The organism is Paracidovorax avenae ATCC 19860 (assembly GCF_000176855.2).
In the GTDB taxonomy this organism is placed as follows: Bacteria; Pseudomonadota; Gammaproteobacteria; order Burkholderiales; family Burkholderiaceae_C; genus Paracidovorax; species Paracidovorax avenae.
This window is the reverse complement of record NC_015138.1, coordinates 231,204-252,342: the sequence shown is the minus strand read 5'-3', so window position 1 is coordinate 252,342 and position 21,139 is coordinate 231,204. Positions and strand designations below refer to the sequence as shown.

At 70.6% G+C, this 21,139-nt stretch carries 16 protein-coding genes; 7 read left to right on the top strand and 9 right to left on the bottom strand.

All coding sequences use genetic code 11. From position 1 onward, the window contains the following. Positions 1 to 76: 76 nt before the first annotated feature. From ACAV_RS01115 to ACAV_RS01095, 5 genes are all read left to right on the top strand, one after another. Positions 77 to 2,209, top strand: coding sequence for a TonB-dependent siderophore receptor (locus tag ACAV_RS01115; protein ID WP_013592741.1), 2,133 nt, complete (start codon positions 77 to 79; stop codon positions 2,207 to 2,209). A gap of 68 nt (positions 2,210 to 2,277) precedes the next feature. Further along, complete coding sequence (locus tag ACAV_RS01110) at positions 2,278 to 3,756, top strand: amidase (protein ID WP_013592740.1); 1,479 nt, start codon at positions 2,278 to 2,280, stop codon at positions 3,754 to 3,756. A gap of 91 nt (positions 3,757 to 3,847) precedes the next feature. After that, positions 3,848 to 4,735, top strand: coding sequence for a PPK2 family polyphosphate kinase (locus tag ACAV_RS01105; protein ID WP_013592739.1), 888 nt, complete (start codon positions 3,848 to 3,850; stop codon positions 4,733 to 4,735). A 178-nt stretch (positions 4,736 to 4,913) separates the two neighbouring features. After that, positions 4,914 to 5,816 (top strand): hypothetical protein, encoded by a 903-nt coding sequence (locus ACAV_RS01100; protein WP_013592738.1) that lies wholly within the window; start codon positions 4,914 to 4,916, stop codon positions 5,814 to 5,816. Between the two features lie 133 nt (positions 5,817 to 5,949). Then, entirely contained in the window at positions 5,950 to 7,251 is a 1,302-nt protein-coding gene (locus tag ACAV_RS01095) for a Glu/Leu/Phe/Val family dehydrogenase (protein ID WP_013592737.1), read from the top strand. A 165-nt stretch (positions 7,252 to 7,416) separates the two neighbouring features. On the opposite strand, the gene ACAV_RS01090 is transcribed toward ACAV_RS01095, so the two are convergent. The 8 genes from ACAV_RS01090 to ACAV_RS01055 form a co-directional block, all read right to left on the bottom strand. Further along, positions 7,417 to 8,511 carry a hypothetical protein gene (locus ACAV_RS01090; RefSeq protein WP_013592736.1) on the bottom strand — a complete coding sequence of 365 codons (1,095 nt, stop codon included), beginning with the start codon at positions 8,509 to 8,511 and terminating at the stop codon, positions 7,417 to 7,419. Positions 8,512 to 8,632: 121 nt separating this feature from the next. Further along, a complete protein-coding gene (locus ACAV_RS01085) occupies positions 8,633 to 9,499 on the bottom strand; it encodes a hypothetical protein (RefSeq protein ID WP_013592735.1) in 867 nt (288 codons plus the stop codon). Positions 9,500 to 9,641: 142 nt separating this feature from the next. Next, positions 9,642 to 10,223 carry a cytochrome b gene (locus tag ACAV_RS01080; protein ID WP_013592734.1) on the bottom strand — a complete coding sequence of 194 codons (582 nt, stop codon included), beginning with the start codon at positions 10,221 to 10,223 and terminating at the stop codon, positions 9,642 to 9,644. A gap of 34 nt (positions 10,224 to 10,257) precedes the next feature. Beyond that, positions 10,258 to 10,827, bottom strand: coding sequence for a TetR/AcrR family transcriptional regulator (locus ACAV_RS01075; protein ID WP_013592733.1), 570 nt, complete (start codon positions 10,825 to 10,827; stop codon positions 10,258 to 10,260). Between the two features lie 85 nt (positions 10,828 to 10,912). After that, complete coding sequence (locus ACAV_RS01070; RefSeq protein WP_013592732.1) at positions 10,913 to 12,085, bottom strand: AAA family ATPase; 1,173 nt, start codon at positions 12,083 to 12,085, stop codon at positions 10,913 to 10,915. Beyond that, positions 12,072 to 12,941 (bottom strand): RNA ligase family protein, encoded by an 870-nt coding sequence (locus tag ACAV_RS01065; protein ID WP_013592731.1) that lies wholly within the window; start codon positions 12,939 to 12,941, stop codon positions 12,072 to 12,074. Before ACAV_RS01065 ends, ACAV_RS01070 begins: the two co-directional genes overlap by 14 nt. Before the next feature lie 351 nt (positions 12,942 to 13,292). Next, positions 13,293 to 15,641, bottom strand: coding sequence for an ATP-dependent DNA helicase (locus tag ACAV_RS01060; protein WP_013592730.1), 2,349 nt, complete (start codon positions 15,639 to 15,641; stop codon positions 13,293 to 13,295). A gap of 38 nt (positions 15,642 to 15,679) precedes the next feature. After that, entirely contained in the window at positions 15,680 to 16,597 is a 918-nt protein-coding gene (locus tag ACAV_RS01055) for a hypothetical protein (RefSeq protein ID WP_041828482.1), read from the bottom strand. Positions 16,598 to 16,739: 142 nt separating this feature from the next. Between ACAV_RS01055 and ACAV_RS01050 the strand changes: the two genes are divergently transcribed. Continuing rightward, positions 16,740 to 18,038 carry a serine hydrolase gene (locus tag ACAV_RS01050; protein ID WP_013592728.1) on the top strand — a complete coding sequence of 433 codons (1,299 nt, stop codon included), beginning with the start codon at positions 16,740 to 16,742 and terminating at the stop codon, positions 18,036 to 18,038. Next, positions 17,986 to 19,080 carry a serine hydrolase gene (locus ACAV_RS01045; protein ID WP_013592727.1) on the top strand — a complete coding sequence of 365 codons (1,095 nt, stop codon included), beginning with the start codon at positions 17,986 to 17,988 and terminating at the stop codon, positions 19,078 to 19,080. The genes ACAV_RS01050 and ACAV_RS01045 overlap by 53 nt, the downstream gene beginning before the upstream one ends. Here the strand turns inward: ACAV_RS01045 and recQ are convergent. Continuing rightward, positions 19,038 to 20,900 (bottom strand): DNA helicase RecQ, encoded by a 1,863-nt coding sequence (recQ, locus tag ACAV_RS01040; RefSeq protein ID WP_013592726.1) that lies wholly within the window; start codon positions 20,898 to 20,900, stop codon positions 19,038 to 19,040. The genes ACAV_RS01045 and recQ overlap by 43 nt on opposite strands. Positions 20,901 to 21,139 lie beyond the last annotated feature (239 nt).

Sequence of the window (21,139 nt, the reverse complement as noted above, 5' to 3'; positions counted from 1 at the left end):
CGGCCTGCTGCATATGCCTGCCCTCCCGTCGCCTTCCATCCCGGCCGCCGTGGCCGCGGCCCCATCGCGCCCTGCCATGCCCAGCCGCGCCCCGCTGGCGCAGGCCATGCTGGCGCTGGCCGCCACACTGTCCGCCCCGCACGTGGCCCATGCGCAGGAGGCCGCCACGGCCCCGGCGGCCCCCACCGCCACGCTGCAGGAAGTGCGCGTGCAGGATGCCACCGACGGCTCCGGCTACCAGGGCGCGCAGCGCCAGACCGCGGCCACGCGCACCGATACGCCCCTGATCGAGACCCCGCAGGCCGTGCGCGTGGTGCCGCGCCAGCTGATCGAGGACCTGGGCGCCACGCGACTGGCCGACACGGTGGACTTCGTGAGCGGCGTCACCCGCATGAACGACTTCGGCGGCACCTGGGACAACTACGCGATCCGCGGCTTCAGCAACACCGAAGGCGGCTCGCTGCTGAACGGCTTCGCCTCCGGCCGCGGCTACGGTCCGCAGCGCGACGCGGCCACCATCGAGCGGGTGGAATTCCTGAAAGGACCGGCCGCCGCGCTCTACGGCAGCAGCGAGCCCGGCGGCACGCTCAACGTGGTCACCAAGAAGCCGCAGTTCACCGCCGCGCGCACCGCCGGCCTGCAGATCGGCACGCTGGGCATGCGCCGCGCCACGCTGGACCTGACCGGCCCGCTCACGCAGAACCTGGCCTACCGGCTGAACGTGGCGGCCGAGGACGGCGCCAGCCGGACGGGCCTCGTGGACAACCGCAAGTACGTGGTCGCCCCCGCCTTCGCCTGGACGCCGGGCGCCGACACCGTGCTGCAGTACGAGGCGGAAATCATCCGCATCCGCACGCCGCTGGACCGCGGTGTCGTGCAGGTGAACGGCAACGCCCTGGCCCTGCCCGCCGACCGCTTCCTGCAGGAGCCCGACCGCGGCAACCTGCACGTCAACGGCGACACGCACCAGCTCACCCTGGACCACGACCTGGGCGGCGGCTGGCGCGCGCGCGTCGGCGGCACCTACCGCGAAACCGAGCTCTACGGCAATGCCGTGGATTTCGGCACGGGCCAGATCGGCCTGCTGGGCGCCGACGGGCGCACGCTGTCGCGCACGGACAGCTGGCGCACCCTGCCGTCGCGCGACGTGTCGGTGCAGGCCGAGCTGGAAGGCAGGTTCAGCACCGGCAGCCTGCGCCACACCGTGCTGGCCGGCCTGGAATCGTGGCGCCTCTACATGGGGCAGGATATCCGCTATTCCGCCCAGAAATACCCGATCGACATCTACAACCCCACCTACGGCAACGTGCCGCGCGGCCCGCTGGTGCAAGGCTACCTGCAGGACGACCGCCTGCGCGCCACCGGCCTGTTCCTGCAGGACCAGATCGACCTGACCCCACGCTGGAAGCTGATGGCCGGCCTGCGCTTCGACCGCTTCCACGAGGATTTCGTCAACTGGATGGCGAACACGCGCCAGAACCAGCAGCACTCGTCCGCCACGCCGCGCGTGGGCCTGAGCTACATGGTGACGCCGGACAGCTCGGTCTATGTCTCCTACGGCCGCTCGTTCCGCCCCAATGCCGGCACCGACGCCGCGGGCAATTCCTTCGATCCGCAGGAGGGCAAGGCCTGGGAAGCCGGCGCGAAGTGGCAATCGGCCGACCAGCGCCTGAACGCCTCGATGGCGGTGTTCGACATCCGCAAGACCAACGTGCTCACGCGCGACCCGAACAACGGGAACTTCAGCGTGGCAGCGGGCGAGGTGCGCAGCCGCGGCCTCGAAGCCGATCTGGCGGGCCGGCTGGATGCGCACTGGCGCCTGACGGCCAATGCCGCCTTCACCGACACCGAGGTGCTGCGCGACAACAATCCCGCCCTGGTGGGCAAGCGCCTGCTGGGCATTCCGCGCGTGAGCGCCGGCCTGTTCGCCATCCGCGAAGACCGCCTGGCCTCCGGCGGCCGCTACGGCGTGGGCGCCGGCCTCGTGCACGTGGGCGAGCGCACCGGTACCGCCACCGATACCTACCGGCTGCCTGCCTACACCACGGCGCGCCTCACGGGCTACTGGCAGATCGACCAACGCACCCGGCTCACGCTGGACATCCACAACCTGTTCGACAAGCACTACGCCGCCGCCTCGTGGAACGCGATCGCCGTCATCCCGGGCATGGGACGGCAGGTGGTGGCGGGGGTGCAGGTCAAGTTCTGAGCCCCAGCGGGGCCGCGCGCGATGCGCGGTAACCTTGCCGCCGTACAACGCGAACGGAAGGCTGGCACATGGGCTTGGCGATGGGTTGGGACGAATGGGCCGCGCAGGACGCGGTAGGGCTGGCCGGACTGGTGCGCCGGGGCGAGGTGGCCCCCGCCGAACTGGCCGCCCAGGCGGCGGCCGGCGTGGCGAAGGTCAACCCCGCCCTGGGCGCGGTGGTCGAGGTCTTCGCCGATGCGGTGGCCGACCCGCAGCAGGCCGGCATGCAGCCCGGCGGCCCGCTGGCCGGCGTGCCCTTCTTCATGAAGGACCTGGGCCCCACCATGGCGGGCCGGCTGCAGGAGCAGGGTTCGCTCTTCATGCGCGGCCACCGCCCCACCGAAGACGCCTGGCTCGTGCAGCAGATGCGCCGCGCGGGCCTGAACCTCATGGGCCGCACCACCACGCCGGAGTTCGGCGTGTGCAGCTCGGCGGAGAACCCGGCCGTCTATGTCACGCGCAACCCCTGGAACACCGGCTACACCACCTGCGGCTCGTCCGCCGGCACGGCGGCCATCGTGGCGGCGGGCGTGGTGCCGATGTCGCACGCCACCGACGGGGGCGGCTCCATCCGCATCCCCGCGGGCTTCAACGGCAACGTCGGCCTCAAGCCCTCGCGCGGCGTGTTCTCCATCGCGCCCCATGCCTCGGACATCACGGGCTACGTCTCCACCCAGGGCTGCCACAGCCGCACGGTGCGCGACACCGCCGCCTTCGTCGATGCCTGCCGGGGCGGCGCGCCGGGCGAGTTCATGCCCTACTGGACCGCGCCCGAGCCCTACACCGAACTGATCCGGCGCGACCCGGCACGGCTGCGCATCGCCCTCTCGCACGAATGGGGCGACTACCGCGCCACGCCCGCCATCGTGGCCGAGCTGGAGAAGGCCGGCCGCTTCCTCGAAGGCCTGGGCCACCAGGTGGAGTGGGCGCTGCCGCAGGTGGACCTGCGCGCCGCCTTCCGTGCCCAGACCACCTGCTACATCAGCAACTTCGCCCAGGTCATCAACGGCCTGCTGGAGCGGCGCGGCCTGGAGCGCCCGCCCGCCGGCCTGATCGAGCCCATCAACATCCGCATCTGGGAGGCGGGCCGCGGCCTGCCCTATGCCGAGCGCCACCGCATGCAGACCGTGTTCAACACCACGGCGCGCGGCTTCGGCGCCTTCTTCGAGGAGTGGGACATCATGCTCACCCCCATCACCGCGCGGCCCACGCCGCCCGTGGGCACCACCGAATACCTCACCACCAGCAGCAACCCCGACGTGCTGGACTGGTTCGACAACCTCTGGCAGTTCTTCGCCTATACGCCGTTGTCCAACCTCTGCGGCATTCCGGCCATCTCCCTGCCCATGGGCGCGCAGGACCACGGCCTGCCCTTCGGCATCCACGCACAGGCCCGGCAGGGCCACGACGGCCTGCTGCTGCAGTTGGCAGCGCAGGTCGAGCGTGCGCTCGGCGGGCGCTGGAACGATGGCCGAAGGCCGGAGGTGCACGTGGCAGCTGCGCAATAGAGGCGCGCGGCCCGGCGGTAGCGCGTTTCTCCCACGGCAGGGCACGCAGGGGGCCGGGTACAGTGGTCCATCGCCCAGGAGACACCCACCGATGGAATTTTCCCCGCCCTTCTCCCGCATCGACCCCGCCCTGGCCCGCCAATGGGCCGGCTGGCAACCGAAGGAGTTCGCCAGCCTCCCGGCCCTCCGCAAGGGCCTGCCCGATCCCCTGCCCCTGGAACGCTTCGACCCCGGCGCCAAGCCGTTTTCCTCGGGCGAGAAAGCCATGGACAAGGCCGCCGTGGAAGCCCTGGCCGAGGAGCTGGACGGGCTGCAGAACCTGTTCTACGCCGACCGGCGCTACAAGCTGCTGGTGCTGCTGCAGGGCACCGACACCTCCGGCAAGGACGGCACCGTCCGCGGCGTGTTCGGCCGCATGAGCGCCCTGGGCGTGCGCGCCGTGGGCTGGAAAGCCCCCACCGAGGCCGAGCGCGCGCACGATTACCTCTGGCGCATCCATGCCCAGGTGCCGGCGGCGGGCGAGACCGTGGTCTTCAACCGCAGCCACTACGAGGACGTGCTGGTGCCCGTGGTGCAGGGCTGGATCACGCCCGAGCAGCACGCCCAGCGCCTGGCGCACATCAACGACTTCGAGCGCATGCTGGCCGAGACCGGCACGGTGATCGTCAAGTTCATGCTGCACATCAGCAAGGACGAGCAGCGCGAACGCCTGCAGGCCCGGCTGGACGATCCGGCCAAGCACTGGAAGTTCGAGATGGGCGACATCGCGGCCCGCAAGCAGTGGGACGACTACCAGCGCGCCTACGCCACGCTGCTGGCCGCCACGCACACGCCCTGGGCGCCGTGGACCATCGTGCCTGCCGACTCCAAGACCCACCGCAACCTGATGATCGCCACCGTGCTGCGGGAGGTGCTGCGCAAGCTCGACCTGCGCTATCCCGAGGGCGATCCGGCGCTGGCCCATTTCAAGATCGAATGATTCGGCCGCCAGGCAGGCCGCGGCGGGAACGGCCAGGCAAGGCAGAACCGGACGCAAATATTTGCATAAACAAAAATAATCACACCGATGCGTTTGTATTGAGTATTTTCATAGGTTGCTCATCCATACGGCACACGCCATTTGTCCAACCACATCGGCACCACCGGAGGTACCCACCATGCAACGTCGTGCACGCAAGACCCTGTTCCGCTCGTTCCTGCCATGGCTGGGCCTGCTCATCGCAGGCTCGACCGGCGGCCCCGCTTCGGCGGCGGACACCACCGGTTTCAGCATGTCCTACAGCAGCTATGGCACCACCTATGGCATCAGCGGCCGGGAGCCCGCCGCCGCAGGCAGGTACCCGGTGTACATCCACATCGGCGGCACCGGCGAGCCCTACCAGAGCAACTGGTCTCTCGCCGCGGTGAACACTGCGGCCGCCAAGGGTTTCGTGGCCGCGTCCGTCCAGTACGACAACACCAGCTTCGGCGACTGCAGCGTCATCGGCAGCCGGGCAAGGGCCATCTTCGATGCCCGGAATCTCCAGAGCGCCATCGCCCAGGTCTGTTCGCGCGGCAAGGCGGATTGTTCCAAGGGCGTGGTGACCGGCGGCCTGAGCCAGGGCTCCATCATTTCGGTGCTTGCGCACGACTATGACAGCCGGGTCGTGGCTTCCTTCGGCCAGGGCACCGGCGCGACCTATACCCCCTACTACAACCTCGGCAGCTGCATCGCCAACGGCAACCACTCGCTGCCCGGCGACCGGTTGCGCATCATCAATGGCGAGCGCGACATGTTCGTCGGCGGCAACGAGAGCATCGCCCGCGACTCGGCCACGCTGGTGACCGGCCTTGCCTGCCCCGGCGCGCAGTCCTGCGGCGGGAGGAACGGCAGCGGCTGGTACATCGTCAAGGACAGCGAAGTGCAGGATGGGTATGCCGACCATTGCTTCATGGGCTATGGCGGCTACTACGGCACCCAGTGCACCGGCCTGCTGGTGGACTCCGGCTACCTCTACGGCAACAACGGCTGGGAACTCAACCCCACCCTGGATTGGCTCAAGAGCTTCGTGCAGCCGTGATGGCACGGGGGTGCGGACCCCGGTTATGCATCTGCCGCATAACCCGGAAACACTCAGGCCTTGGACAGCCCGTGGGGCGAGGCATACAGTCGCTTGCCTGACCCTACCTCCTACACCCAAGGGAAACATCCGCATGTCGAACTCCGCCGGCACCCTCGTCCAACATCCCGTGCCTTCCTACCTCCAGGCCGACCACCTCGGCCCCTGGGGCAACTACCTGCAGCAGGTGGACCGCGTCACGCCGTACCTCGGCAACCTGGCGCGCTGGGTGGAAACCCTGAAGCGTCCCAAGCGCATCCTGGTCGTGGACGTGCCCATCGAACTGGACAACGGCACCATCGCCCACTACGAGGGCTACCGCGTGCAGCACAACCTGAGCCGCGGCCCCGGCAAGGGCGGCGTGCGCTTCCACCAGGATGTGACCCTGTCCGAAGTGATGGCCCTGTCGGCCTGGATGTCGGTGAAGAACGCCGCCGTGAACGTGCCCTACGGCGGTGCCAAGGGCGGCATCCGCGTCGATCCCAAGAAGCTCTCGCGCGGCGAGCTCGAGCGCCTGACGCGCCGCTACACCAGCGAGATCGGCCTGCTCATCGGCCCCTCCAAGGACATCCCCGCACCCGACGTGAACACCAACGGCCAGGTCATGGCCTGGATGATGGACACGTACTCGATGAACGTGGGCGCCACCGCCACCGGCGTGGTCACCGGCAAGCCCGTCGATCTGGGCGGCTCGCTGGGCCGCGTGGAAGCCACCGGCCGCGGCGTGTACACCGTGGGCGTTGAAGCCGCCAAGCTCACCGGCCTGCCCATCGAGGGCGCACGCGTGGCCGTGCAGGGCTTCGGCAACGTGGGCGGCATCGCCGGCAAGCTCTTCGCCGAAGCGGGCGCCAAGGTCGTGGCCGTGCAGGACCACACGGGCACCATCCTGAACAAGAACGGCCTGGACGTGCCCGCCCTGCTGGCGCACGTCAAGCAGACCGGCGGCGTGGGCGGCTTCGCCGGCGCCGAGGCGATGGCGAAGGAAGACTTCTGGGGCGTTGAATGTGAGATCCTCATCCCCGCCGCGCTGGAAAACCAGATCACCAAGGAGAACGCCGGCCAGATCAAGGCCAAGCTGGTGATCGAGGGCGCCAACGGCCCGACCACCACCGAGGCCGACGACATCCTGGCCGACAAGGGCGTGCTGGTGCTGCCCGACGTGATCGCCAACGCCGGCGGCGTGACCGTGAGCTACTTCGAGTGGGTGCAGGACTTCTCCAGCTTCTTCTGGAGCGAGGACGAGATCAACGCCCGCCTCGTGCGCATCATGCAGGAGGCCTTCGCCGGCATCTGGCACGTGGCGCAGGAGCACAAGGTGACGCTGCGCACCGCCACCTTCATCGTGGCCTGCCAGCGCATCCTGCACGCCCGCGAAATGCGCGGCCTGTATCCCTGATGCACTGACATCGGCAACACCGACGGACCTCCTGCCCCGCGCGCCCACCGAGCGTGCACGGCAGGAAGAAGCCGCCAGCGCCCTACCCGGGCCTGGCGGCTTTTTTCACGGCATGGCCACGCGCCACCGGGCCCGGCACCGTGCCGCCCGCTGGAGCGTGGCCGCTCAGGCCGGGTAGCGGGGAGCCTGCACCCGCAGCGCCAGGCAGAAGGGCTGCTCGCAGGGCGCCCGGCCTTCGTAGGGGCAGCCCGGCTGGTCGCAGGGCGGCACCGCGCCCCGGCGCGCGGCGGCCTCGGCCTCCTCGTCCTCGCGGCGCCAGCCGCTGGCCTGCAGCGCCGCCATCTGCAGCCAGGGATCGGCACGCAGGGCGGGCTGCATCCACTCGCGCCCGTACAGGCCCTGCTGGGGCGGCGGCTGGAATTCCAGGGACAGGAGCGCGCTCGTCCTGCCCGGCGCACCCGCGTCGTCCCGGGCCGGCTGCAGCACCAGTGCGAACACGCCCGGCTCCAGCCGCGCCTGCCGCCCGGGAAACGGGATGGCCAGGGCCTGCGCGCCTGCGGATGCCGCCATGCCCGCGGACGCTCCAGCGGCCGCACCGCGCGCCGCCCAGGCCGATGGCACCTGGAGCGTGAAGGCGAAACCCCGCTCGCCGTCCTCCGCCTGCACGCTGCCCTGCCCCACCCGCCAGGTCTGCAGTGCGGCCGGGCCGCCCTGGGCCGACACAGCGGCCCGCAGCGCCCGCGCCATGTCCGCCGTCCAGGGCTGGGCCGACACCACGCGCAGGGCCGGGCCGCCAGCCTCCGACATGCCGTGCACCAGCATGCCCAGCAGGGAACGCATGGGGCCGCCGACCCCGCCGGTAGGCCAGGCCTCGCCCGGGCCGTCCACCGGGGCCATGCCCGCGGCCGGCGCAGGCACGGCCAGGCCAGGCAGCCCGGCCGGAGGGCGGCCTGCCCCCGGCGAACCCTGGCCTGTGGTGCCCGGCACCACTGCCCCGCCGCGCGCAGCCGCGCCCGGACCCGGGCCCAGCGCGGCATCCGCGCGTGCGCGGGCCTCGGGCGACACGCTCACGCGCTCAGTGGACGGTGGGGGCGGCGTGGCAGCGCCGGGAGCCTGCGGCGGGGCCGGGGCCGAGGGGGCTGCATCACCGCCACGGTCGGTGCCGAGCAGCATGCCCTGCCGCTGCAGTGCGGCTTCCGCGAACAGGCGCGCCAGGGCGCCCTGCGGCGGGAGCGGCGGATCGATGGATGAAGGGGGCATGGCGTTTCCGGAAGGCCCGCCGCGCACGGCGGCCTGACCGGATTCTGCGGCCTGGCGGCCGCGAGCGCCATGCCTGCCGGCGCGTGCCCGCGGCGACGCGACACGGCCAGGCCTCGCCGCCTCAGGGCGCGGGGGCCTGCAGGGCCACGGCTTCCAGGTGGGAGCGCAGGGCAACCTGCAGGGATGCGGGAGGCACAGCGCCTTCCGCGGAGCCGGCCGACTTCAGGGCGATGCCCGTGCCGTCGCCCTTGGCCGTGGCGACGCGGCGTGCGACCAGGAACTGCTGGGTGTTGCTGCTCGCCCCTTGCGAGTAGCCCTCGCCGTCGTGGATGCTGTAGTTCATCACATAGACGCGCTGCAGCGTGCCGCTGCTGTTGACGCGCACGCACAGCACGCTGCCCGCCAGGGTGCCGGACACCTGGTGCTCGCAGCCGAACAGGCCGTCGCTGCTCGCCAGCAGGCCATTGCCGTTGCTGGTGCCCGAAAGCGGCGTGTCCAGCAAGGCGGCATCGGCGCGGGTCCCTTCGGAGCCCACCGAGGTGAAGGTCCAGATGCCCGCCAGGCTGGAAGGCTTCTGCGGATAGCCGAAGTTGAAGCGGGAGATGGGCTTTTCCGGCTCGTTCGGGAAGGTGATGAAACCGGTCGTCCCGCTGGTGAAGCGGATGGTCACGTTGCCGGGGCTGCCGGCCTCGGTGCCCGACTGCGCCGGGCTGCCGAAATAGCGGCCGCCGGTGTAGCGGTTCAGGCGCGCAGTGACCCTGTTGTCCGCCACGGTGCCCACGGCGAGGTAGAACGTGGGCTGGCCACTGTTCTCGTAGGCATACATCTGCAGGGCGAGCGTGCCGTTCTGCACGTCCACCGACAGGCCGCGCCCCGGTTTGCCATCCACTTCCGACGACACGACCCAGGTGCCGGCCTGGGGCTCGTAGGCGTGGGCACCCGCGGTGCACGCCAGCAGCGCGACCGCTGCCCATTGCTTGAAAACCAAAGCGCTCTCCTCCACAGAAAGTCACGCCGTTATACCGAACCCGGGAGGAAACGTGAATATTTGTAATCCATTCACCCCGGGTGGCGCTCGGTCACTTGATTTGTCAGCAATGCGTAAGCGGAAAACCATAGGGCAGAGGTCCCTAGCGCCGGCCCGGCAGCATGCGGGTGAGCACGTCGTCGCGCCGCACGCGGTGGTGGAAGAGCGCCGCCCCCACGTGCAACAGCACCACGACCCAGGCCACGAACTGGCCCAGGAAGTGGTGGACGGCATCGACCGGCGCCTCAAACGCCTCCCAGCCCACCTGGAAGGTGCGGCTGATCCAGGCGAAGAGTGCGGTCTCGTTGAACCCCGTCACCGTGAACAGCCCGAAATCCGTGGGCGCCCCGGTGCCGATGTAGCCCGTGAGCGGCATGGCGACCAGCAGGCCGTAGAGGCCCCAGTGCGCGGCATGGGCCAGGGCGTGCTCCAGGGGTGCGCCGGGCGGGTCCTCGGGCTGCACGTCCAGCAGCCGCCAGAGCAGCCGCGGCAGCACCAGGAAGCCCACGATCAGGCCCAGCACCCAATGGATGTTGAGCACGGGCAGGGATGCGTCCGACGTGTCGTCCATGAACCAGATGACGTAATAGACGACGACGTAGGCGCCGATGAATGCGGCGGCACTCGTCCAGTGGAAGAATTTGGCGAGCGCCCCGAAACGGGTCGCGGTGTTGGTCCACTGCATGGGGGTGTGCTCCTTGGCGGGCGGGAAAGAAAGATCAGGGGCGGACGAGCAGCCCGTCCAGCAGCCGGTCCAGGCCGTCCAGGGCCTGCGCGAGGCGCGGTGCCTGGTCCCCGTCCGGCTCGGCGATCCAGAACGAGGCCTCGGTGACCACGCCGTAGAGCATCCGGGCCATGGCGCCGGCATGCAGCGGGGCCACCGTGCCCTGCTCGATCAGGCCCTGCAGCGCGCTTTCCAACGCGGCGATGCCGGCCGACTGCGCGGCCTGCGGCACGTCGCCGAAGACGGCCCGGGCGTCCTGCAGGACGATGCGGCGGATTTCGGGCTCCAGCGCCAGTTCCAGGTAGGTGCGGCAGCGGCGGCGGAACCCCTCCCACGGCGTGGGCGCCGCCCCGGACACGGCGCTCAGGCGCTCGCCGACCTCGGCTTCGATCTGCTCGATGACCGCGGCCAGCAGGCCCTCCTTGCTGCCGAAGTGGTGGTAGAGCGCCCCGCGCGTCAGGCCGGCCTCGCCCGTGAAATCGTCCATCGACGTCTGGGCATAGCCGCGGGCCGCAAAGGCGCCGCGCGCCGCGGCCAGGAGCCGGGCGCGGGTGGCCTCGATCATTTCCGCCCGTGTCCGGCGTTGCTGCAGGGGTGCCCTGGTTGACATACGGCGCGTATGCTAATTTGCATACGGAGCGTATGTCAATTCACGGGCAGTGCGTCCATGGAGAGGTTTCCGCTGCCAGGGCGCAGTAGGTCACGCGATGCGCCTCGGTGCGCGACGGCACCTCCCAGCGATGGAGCATCCCCAGCAGCGCCTTGTCGGTCAGCGATGTGTCCCGCTGGCGGTTGCGGCGCAGCAACTCGGCGCGCGGGGCTTCCAGGTACACGATCTCCACCTCGGCGCCATAGGCATAGCAGAGGTCCAGGGTCTTGGTGCGCATCTGGCTGCCGAGGTGGGTGGCGTTCCACACGAAGGGCTCCCTGGCCCTCAGCAACTCCTTCGCCTTGTCCAGCGCCCGGTGCGCGACCTTGCCCTCGGCCTTGCCATGCCGCAGGCCCAGTTCCGCACGGGCATCGTCGTACGACACGACGGGCAGACCAGGGCGGTATTTCGCCACCCAGCGGTTCTTCCCGGATGCCGGCAGGCCGGCCATGACGACCACCCGGCTGCCCGGCTCCTGGTAGAGCGGGAAGTCCGGGTGCACGCTGGCGCCGCGGAAATAGCTGACGGCCGTGTGGGCATCGGCGAACGCGCGCGGGCTCCTGTAGCAGCCTTCCTCCTGCGCGAGCTCCCGGAACAGCGCGATGGCATCAAGCACCTTGCACTGGTCCTCGCAGATGCGGCCAAGCATGTCGGCCTCGGCCAGCGCGCAGAGCAGGTGCAGATCCACGCGCCATGACAACTCCCGGACGCTGAATTCGGGCGTGATGCCGCGCCGGGACGGCTCGAACGCATGGAAGGGCCGCTGGTGCGACTCGATGAGCGAGCAGACCGCTTCACGCGCGGCGAACGGAACACCGGCATCCCACAGCGCGATGCGGGCGTCGATGGCCCCCTTCTTCGAATGGCCGGGGTGCGAGATGTCTCCCGTCTCCGGATGGATCGCCGTCGTGCTTGCCTTGGCCACGTCGTGCAGCAGCGCGGCCAGGAAGACGATCTCCTGCTCATCCCGGGCAAGGGCCCCGTAGTCTGCGCCATCGATGAGCGCGCGCACGACGAGCCGGGTGTGGATCCAGCAATCGCCTTCGGCGTGCCAGCGTGGCGACTGGGGCGTGCTGCCCAAGGCCCGCAACATGGGAAACGCATCGAGGCAGGCATCGAAGTCCGGCGCGGCGCCGGGGGCGGGCACCAGTGCCCGCAGGTCATTCCATTGCATGATTTTCTCCTGGGGCGCCGGCGCGGGGCCAGCGCTTGTCCACGGCGGACGCGAAGAGGTCCGTTCCCGGGCGCAGCCCGTTCGGAACGATCGGCCGCGTGCTGTGGTGCGATCCCGAGTCGAGGATCGTCTGCACGAAATCGCTCCGCACCAGCTTGTAGCGCTCCACCGTGCGGCCGTCCTCCTCGACCTTGACGTAGAGCCCTTCGGCCAGTTCGGACCGGTCGGTCTGCATCCAGCACAGGCCCGGATCCAGTTTCTGGCGATGGACTTCCGCTTCGAAGTCGGCACGCCAGGTCGCGGTGCGCCCCAGGGAGGGCGCGATCATGGCGACCAGGTCCTGGTACCTCGGCGGCGCGATCCCCGCATACAGCACGGGCACCGACACGACGGGCAGGGTATCGAGGAGCGCATGGCGCGCCGCCGTGTCCAGAAACGATCCGGTGGACCGGTCCCAGACATCGAATTCGAGGAACAGGTGCGGCAGGGCGTTGTAGGCCAGGCTGTGCTTGGCGTACATGTATTCGCCGTAGCACACGTATCTGTCTTCGAGCACCTCCAGCAGACCGTCCTCGTGGAACCGCGCCCAGCGCTTGAACATGGCGAAGGCACGCTCTCTTCCCGCCTGGGTGTCCAGGTGGAGGTAGTGGCCGCGGGACTGCAGGTACAACTGCCCGCCCGCATCGAAGCTCACGCCGGCGTTGGCTCCGTCGAACTTCTCTTCGACGACGATGAACCGGCCCGACAGGGCCTGGTACGGTGCTGGCGTGCCCTTGTCACCGGGCTGGTAGCGGGACCCCTGCAGATGGGGGGTACGGGGGTATTTCGCGAGTTCGCGATCGAGGATGTCCGACATGGCTGTCTCCGTGCAAGCTGTTGGCCAGGGAAAGGACCCTGGAGCTGTGGCCGAAGACAACATGCGATCGCGCTCTGGCGATCGGGGCGGACGTGATGGGAACCGGAGGGCGCCGTCAGGCGCCGATGGGATTTCTCATGCCCACACGAGTGGCATAACCCGCGGCTTGAGGCCGGGGGCTTCGTGTGACGTGTCGTTCAGCAGGAACGGAGGCGGCGGGGCATGGAAATCTCGCTCGAAGAGGGGTTGTGGGTTGGCAGGGCGCGGATGATAAGGGCATCCGGAGCCAGCCGCCAATCCGCCATGCCAGGTTGTTGCAATGCGGCTACGCTGCTCCGGGCGTACACGCGATCAGGCGGCAGGGCCCACCTCCCACCACGCTGGCAGCAGCCGCCGCACCTGCGCACGCGCGAAGCGGTCGTCGATGAGGTGCACCACGCCCTCGTCCTCGGGCGTGCGGATCACCCGGCCCGCGGCCTGCACGACCTTCTGCAGGCCCGGGTAGAGGTAGGTGTAGTCGTAGCCCGTCCCGAAGAGCCGGTCCATGCGCTCGCGCACCTGCTCGTTCACCGGGTTCACCTGCGGCAGTCCCAGGGTGGAGAGGAAGGCCCCGATCAGCCGGCGGCCGGGCAGGTCGATGCCCTCGGCGAAAGCACCGCCCAGCACCGCGAAGCCGATGCCCTGTCCGTCTTCGGTGAAGCGCTCCAGGAACGCGCGCTGCCCGGCCTCCTGCATGCGGCGGGACTGGCACCAGTGCGGCACGCCGGGATGGCGCTGCGCGAATACCTCCGCCACCTGCTGCAGGTAGTCGTAGCTGCTGAAAAAGGCCAGGTAGTTGCCGGGCCGGCCCGCGAACTGGCTCGCCATGAGGTCGGCGATGGGCTGCGCCGAGGCAGCGCGATGGGCGTAGCGCGTGGAGATGTGGCGCGCGATATGCACCTGCAGCTGCGCTGCCTGGAAGGGAGAGGCCACGTCGGTGCGGACATGGTCCTGCGGCAGGCCGAGCAGGTCGGCGTAGTAGTCCATGGGCTGCAGCGTCGCGGAAAACAGGGTGCCCGACTGCGCGGCCTGCAGGCGCGGCCCCAGGAACGGCGCGGGCACGAGGTTGCGCACGCAGACCACGGAACTGCCGGCGGCGCCCTGCGCGGGGCGGCTCACGTCCACGATGGAATGGGCGTCCAGCAGTTCGGCCATGCGCAGCAGCTGCAGCACCTCCAGGTGGAAGGTCTGCAGCGCGGCATCCATCTGCTCCGGGTACTCGGCAAAGTGCTCGCCCAGCGCGAGGGAGCACTGCTGCAGCGCCGCGAGCAGCTTGCCGGGAAAAGCCTCCAGCACGGCATAGTCGCCCGGCTGCTCCCTGTCCAGCGCCACCCAGCAGCGCCGCACGCGGTCGAGGGCCTTCTTCACGGCCGGCACGGTGGCAGCGGTGGCCGAGCGGCGGGCCTGGAAGAGCGAATCCGGCAGGAGTTCCGCGCTGTACATGCGCCGGCCGCGCTCCACCAGGTTGTGCGCCTCGTCCACCAGCAGGGCCACGCGCCACTGGCTGGCCTGCGCCAGGCCGTGCAACAGGCCGCCCATGTCGAAGTAGTAGTGGTAGTCGCCCACCGCCACGTCGGCCCAGCGCGCGAGCTCCTGGCCCAGGTAGTAGGGGCACACCCCGTGGCGCAGGGCGGCATCGCGCACGCGGGCCTGGTCCAGCGGCGCCGGCGCCCCGCCGCCGGGCGGATGCAGCGCATCGGCCCGCGCGGCTGGCAATCGGTCGTAGAAGCCGCGCGCGAGCGGGCAGGCGTCGCCATGGCAGGCGCTGCCCGGGTATTCGCAGGACTTCTCGCGCGCCACCAGTTCCAGCACGCGCAGGGGCAGCGGAGAAGGCGCCGCGATGCGGGCGAGCGCGTCCAGGGCCACCTGCCTCCCCGAGGTCTTGGCCGCGAGGAAGAACACCTTGTCGATGCCCGCGCCCGGCGCGGCCTTGAGCAGCGGGAACAGCGTGCCCACCGTCTTGCCGATGCCCGTGGGCGCCTGCGCGAGCAGGCAGCGGCCGGCGACGGCAGTGCGGTACACGGCCTCGGCCAGGGGCCGCTGTCCTGCGCGGAAGCCCCCCGCGAACGGAAAGGACAGGCTGCGCAGCGCAGCATCGCGCTCTGCCCGGTGGGCCACCTCCTGCACGGCCCAGCCCACGAAGCGTCCGCACAGCGCCTCGAAATGCGCCTGCAGCGCCTGCGCCGTCCAGTCTTCCGACAGCACGGTTTCCTTCTGGGTGCCGATGTCCAGGTACACCAGCGAGACGGTGAGCCCCGGCAGCCCGCGCGAGGCGCACAGCAGCCACCCGTACACCCTGGCCTGCGCCCAGTGCAGCGCGCGGTGGGCGGCCGGCTGGCGGTCGAGCCGGCCCTTGAAGGTCTTGACCTCGTCCACGCGGCACGCCACGGCGTCGAATCCGTCGGCACGGCCCCGCACGCGCAGCAGGCCGCACACGCCTTCCAGCGGCACCTCGGCCTCGTAACCCGGGGACTCGGCCGCCCGGCGGGCCGCCACCGCGGCATGGCCCGCCATGCCCTCCCGCGCCGTGGGCGCCGGGGTGAAGCGCAGGTCGAGGTCGCCCTGCTTGGCGGTGAACTCGCACAGCTCGCGCACCGCGACGGTGTAACCCTGCGGCGGCGCAGGCTCGGCGCCGGGCGTTCCAGGGCCTGCGGGCTCCATGGCCGATTCCTCCGCTGCCGTCCGCATGGGCTGGCGGGTCAGGGAGCGGCAGAGGGTGCCGCCGCAGGCACCTCTGCAGGCACATGGGCGGGCACCCCGGGGTCCGGCACCCGGCCCTCCTGGCCCTCCTCGCCCAGCAGCGCCTGGGCAGGCTCGCCCTCGCCGTGCAGGGGCGTGGCGCGGCACAGCGCCATCCAGACGGCGAAGGGCAACGGGCACCGGGCATGGCGCGCGGGGCGCAGCAGTTCGAAGCGGCCGGTCTCGATGGAGCCGTGCAGCACCCACACGCCGAAGGGCTCGGGAATTTCCGACAGCTCGGCGATGCCCGCGGGAAAGACGTAGTAGCACTCCTCGCACAGCCACTGGTAGGCCTCGCGCTTGGCCGCATGCCGCAGGTCGGAGAGCAGGTCGGCACGGCTCGCCTTCACCTCGTGCACCATGGGCTGCAGGTAGGCGGGCACGCTGGTGTGGCGGATCGAGAACAGGTCGGGCCGGGCCATGCGCCACACCCGCGCCACCGCGGGCGGCGGCAGGCAGGCGCCGGTGTCGGCATCTTCCCCGTCCCACAGGCCGGCCAGGGTGCCACGGCCGGGTGTCGCCGGAGACAGCGGCGGCACGGGCGCAGGGGCCGGCAGTGGCAGCGCCTCCACGGCGGCGCGCAGGGACAGCTCCCGCCAGACGATGCGGCCCGCCGAGAGCAATTGCTCCGCGAAGCGCATCGCCAGCCGGTCGTGGGCGCTCAGCGCCCGGGCATTGCGCTGCCGCGCCTGCGCCAGGCAGGCGATGCCCGCGTCGGTCAGGCGGAGCACCTCGTGCCCGCCCGGCTCCGGCACCAGGCGCAGCATGCCGGCGGCGAGCAGGTCTATCTCGACCGTATCGCGGCAAGGCCAGCCCGCCGACCGCCAGATCTGCAAGAGGCGGGTGCGATGGATGCGTTGGAGGGCGATGTCCGGCATGGCGCGATTGGAGCACTGATTGTAAATACAGTGCATGGCGCACTCCGGACGACCCTGCAGCCCGCAAGGGGCATTGCCCTACGGCGCCGCGCGCGCGCCGGCGCTAGGGTGGACCCGTCGTGCCCGTTCCGAGACCGTCCGCATGCCCCAGACTCCCGCATCCACACTCCACCGCTTTCGTCCGGCCGGCCCCCTGCGCCAGCTGAGACTCCTCGCCTGCGCCACCTCCGCGCTGTGGCACATCGCCACGGGCACGGCGCACGCGCAGGCCGCGGATGCGCCATCCGCCACGCTGGCCGCTCCATCCTCCGCGCCAGCTTGGGTGCAGCCGCTGGAGCGCGCGCTGGCGCGGGTGGAGGCGGACAGCGGCGTGCGCATCGGCGTGTATGTGCGCGACCTGGACACGGGCGCCTCCGCATCGCTGCACGGCACGGAGCCGTGGTACCTGGCCTCGTCGGTCAAGGTGCCGGTGGCGATCGCCGTGCTCCGCGGCGTGGAGCGCGGCGACTTCACGCTGGAGACGCCCCTCACCCTGCGCGCGGCCGACTACGTGGACGGCGCGGGCCCCACCAACAGCCGGCCCGTTGGCACGCCGCTGACCGTGCGCTACCTGCTGGAGCAGATGATCATCTACAGCGACAACACCGCCACCGACATGCTCATCGGCCTGGTCGGCATCGGCACGGTGAACGCGGTGGTGCAGTCGCTGGTGCCACGGGGCTTCGGGCGCATCACCTCGCTGGCCGACGTGCGCCGCCACGTGTACGGCGTGCTCACGCCCGCGGCATCACACCTGTCCGGCACCGACTTCCTGGCACTGCGGCAGCAGCAGCGGCTGCATGGCGACGCGGCGGCGCGGTCCGCGCTGGCCACGTTGCTGCGCGTGCCCGAACGCTCCCTCGCGCCCACGGACCTGGCCTCCGCCTACGAGACCTACTACGCCACCGGACTCAACAGCGGGCACCTCGATGCCTATGCCGACCTGCTCCAGGCACTCGTCGAGGGCCGGGCGCTCGATGCCCGGCACACGGCCTACCTGCTGTCGGTGATGGAACGCGTGAAGACCGGCACCCAGCGCATCAAGGCGGGACTACCGCCGGGTGCGCGCTTCGCCCACAAGACCGGCACACAGCGCGCACGAACATGCGATTCCGGGCTCGTCACCGTGCCGCGTTCCCACCCGGGGCCGCGCTTGCTGGTGGTGGCCTGCACGCGCGGCGAACCTTCCACGGCCCGGTCCGATCGCGCGCTCCGGCAGGTGGGCATCGCCCTCTGCCAGTCGGGCCTGCTGTCCGACGGGAGATCGCATGAACCACGCTGCCCCACCCTGCCCTCCCGCTCCACCGGCGCCACGACGCCGGGCGACGCGCCGGCGGCTCGCCCGCCCGGTGCTGGCGGCGGCGCTGCCCCTGCTGACGGCGCTGTGGACGACGACGCCTGAGCGGGCGCTGGCCGCCCCCGCCTGGGCCGAGGCCCTGGGCAGCCAGGTGCAGAAGCTCGAACGCGAGACGCCCGGCCAGTTCGGCCTGTACTTGAAGCGCCTGGACAACGGCGAGACCTTCGCCTGGGAGGCCGACCGGCGCTGGTATCTCGCATCGTCGGCGAAGCTGCCGCTGGCCATCGCGGTGCTGCAGGAGGTGCAGCAGGGCCACCTGCGGCTGGACCAGGAACTGCGCGTGGAAGAGCGCGACAAGATCGACGGCTCCGGCGCGCTGGTGTGGCAGCCCGTGGGCACGCAGCACAGCGTCGAGACGCTGCTGCGCCGCATGCTGATGGACAGCGACAACACCGCGGCGAACCTGCTGATCCGCACCATCGGGCTGGACACCTTCAACACGCGCGCCCAGGCGCTGATGGGCGCGCGCAACGTCGGCCCGCTCACCAATTTCACCCAGGTGCGCCAGGACGTGTATGCCGAACTGCATCCCCGCGCGCGGGAGATCGCGCCGATGGACCTGGTGCGCGTGGCCGCCGCCCCCATGGGCCCGCAGCGCGTGCAGGCCCTGGCCCGCTCGCTGCATGTCAGGAAGGACGAGTTGCAGCTGAAGACGATGGAAGAGGCCTACGACCGCTACTACGCACGGGGCGCCAACACCGCCACCCTCGCGGGATACGGCGGCATGCTGGAGAAGCTGGTGCGCGGCCAGCTGCTCACGCCGCCGCACCAGCAGATGCTCTACAAGGACCTGAAGTTCGACACCTACGACGCCTACCGGCTGGAGGCCGGGCTGCCGCGCACCGTGCGCTTCATCCACAAAACCGGCACGCAGTACCACCGCGCCTGCCACATGGGCGTGATCGATCCGCAGGATGGCGGTGCGCATGCGATCGTGGTGGCCACCTGTGCCGAGGGCATGGACGAAATGCGGCAGGCGGGCCGCCTGTTCGAGCAGATCGGGCGCGCGATCACGCGCACGCTGCTGAAGGACCGGCCGGCCGCTCAGCCCGCCGAGGCGCACACGCGCAGCACGTCGGCCCCGTAGGCCTCCAGCTTCTTGGCGCCCATGCCGCTGATGCCCTGCAGGTCGGCCAGCGAGGCGGGCTGCCGCTCCGCGATCGCGGCCAGCGTGGCGTCGTGGAAGATCACGTAGGCCGGCAGGTTGTGCTCGCGCGCCACCTCGGCGCGCCAGGCCTTGAGGTTGATGAAGCGCACCTGGGCGTCCGGGCCCAGGTTGGCGGCGGCCGCCGGCGGCGCGGTGCTGCGGCGGGTGCGCCTGGCCGGCGTGCTGGCGGTGGATTCGCGCAGTTGCACGGGCACCTGGCCCTTGAGCACCGGCTTGGAGCCGGCCGTGAGGCTCAGCGTATCGAAGCTGTGGCCGCTCTCCAGCATCACCTTGTGCAGGCCCACCGCGCCCGTGGCGAGCAGTTGGCGCAGCACGCCGCGCAGCTGCGGTTCGGTGTATTCCTTGCCCACACCGAAGGTGGAGAGCTTGTCGTGGCCGAACTGCCGGATCTTCTCTGTGTCCTTGCCGCGCACGATGTCCATGATGTGGCCGGTGCCGAAGGTCAGGCCGCTCGCCTCGTGCACGCGGTAGATGGTGGACAGCAGCTTGCGCGCGGCGTCCGTGCCGTCCCAGACCGCCGGCGGATTCAGGCAGTTGTCGCAGTTGCCGCAGGGTTCGGACGGCTCGCCGAAGTAGCCCAGCAGCCGCACGCGCCGGCAGTCCGTGGCCTCGGCCAGGCCCAGCAGCGCGTCGAGCTTGCCGCGCATCACCTGCTTGAACTCCTCGCCCGCAGGGCTCTCGTCGATCATGCGGCGCTGGTTCACCACGTCCTGCAGGCCGTAGGCCATCCAGGCATCGGCGGGCAGGCCGTCGCGGCCGGCGCGGCCGGTTTCCTGGTAGTAGCCCTCGATGTTCTTCGGCATGTCCACGTGGGCCACGAAGCGCACGTCGGGCTTGTCGATGCCCATGCCGAACGCGATGGTGGCGACCATCACGATGCCCTCCTCGCGCAGGAAGCGGTCCTGGTTCTCCTGGCGCACCTCGGGCGGCAGGCCTGCGTGGTAGGGCAGCGACTTCAGGCCCGCATCGACCAGCGCGGCGGACATCTCCTCCACGCGCTTGCGTGACTGGCAATAGACCACGCCCGCATCTTCCGGGTGCTCGCGCTCGATGAAGCGCAGGAGCTGCGCGAGCGGCTCTTTCTTCTCGACGATGGTGTAGCGGATGTTCGGCCGGTCGAAGCTGGAGACGAAGTGCTGCGCACCCTCGAGCTGCAGCCGCTCCACGATGTCCTCGCGCGTGAGTGCATCGGCCGTGGCGGTGAGCGCGATGCGCGGCACGCCCGGGTAGCGCTCGTGCAGCACGGTGAGCGCGCGGTATTCGGGGCGGAAGTCGTGGCCCCACTGGCTCACGCAATGCGCCTCGTCGATGGCGAACATCGAGAGCTGCCCGCGCTGGTGCAGGCCGTCGAGCAGCTCCAGGAAGCGCGGTGTGGTCAGCCGCTCGGGCGCGGCATACAGCATGGTGATGTCGCCGCGCGCCACGCGCCGCTCCAGCTCCTGCGTCTGCTGCCAGTCGAGCGTGGAATTCAGGTAGGCCGCATCCACGCCCGCCTCGTGCAGCGCGCCCACCTGGTCGTGCATGAGCGCGATCAGCGGCGACACCACGATGGCCACGCCGCGGCCCGCGTCGCGCCGCACGATGGCCGGCACCTGGTAGCACAGCGACTTGCCGCCGCCCGTGGGCATGAGCACCAGCGCGTCGCCGCCGGCGATCACGTGTTCGACGATGGCCTGCTGCGGGCCGCGGAAATGCTCGTAGCCGAAAACGTCGTGCAGGACGAAATGCGCGGGGGACAAGGCGGTGGAACTCTCTGGTCGATGGCGTCGGGATGCCCGCGCGGCAGTGGCGCTGGGCGGGTGCAGGGCAGGACGGCATCCCGGCGGGGCCGCTGCGCCTGCACGCAGGCAAGTGCCTATTGTGCTCCGTCCCGCAGGCCGGAAGCGCGGCAACCATTCGCAAAAGCTATCACACGCTTCAACGATTGAATTGGACGCGAATGGATGGCGAGCCCAAGATGCCCTCCAGGCCCGGGTAC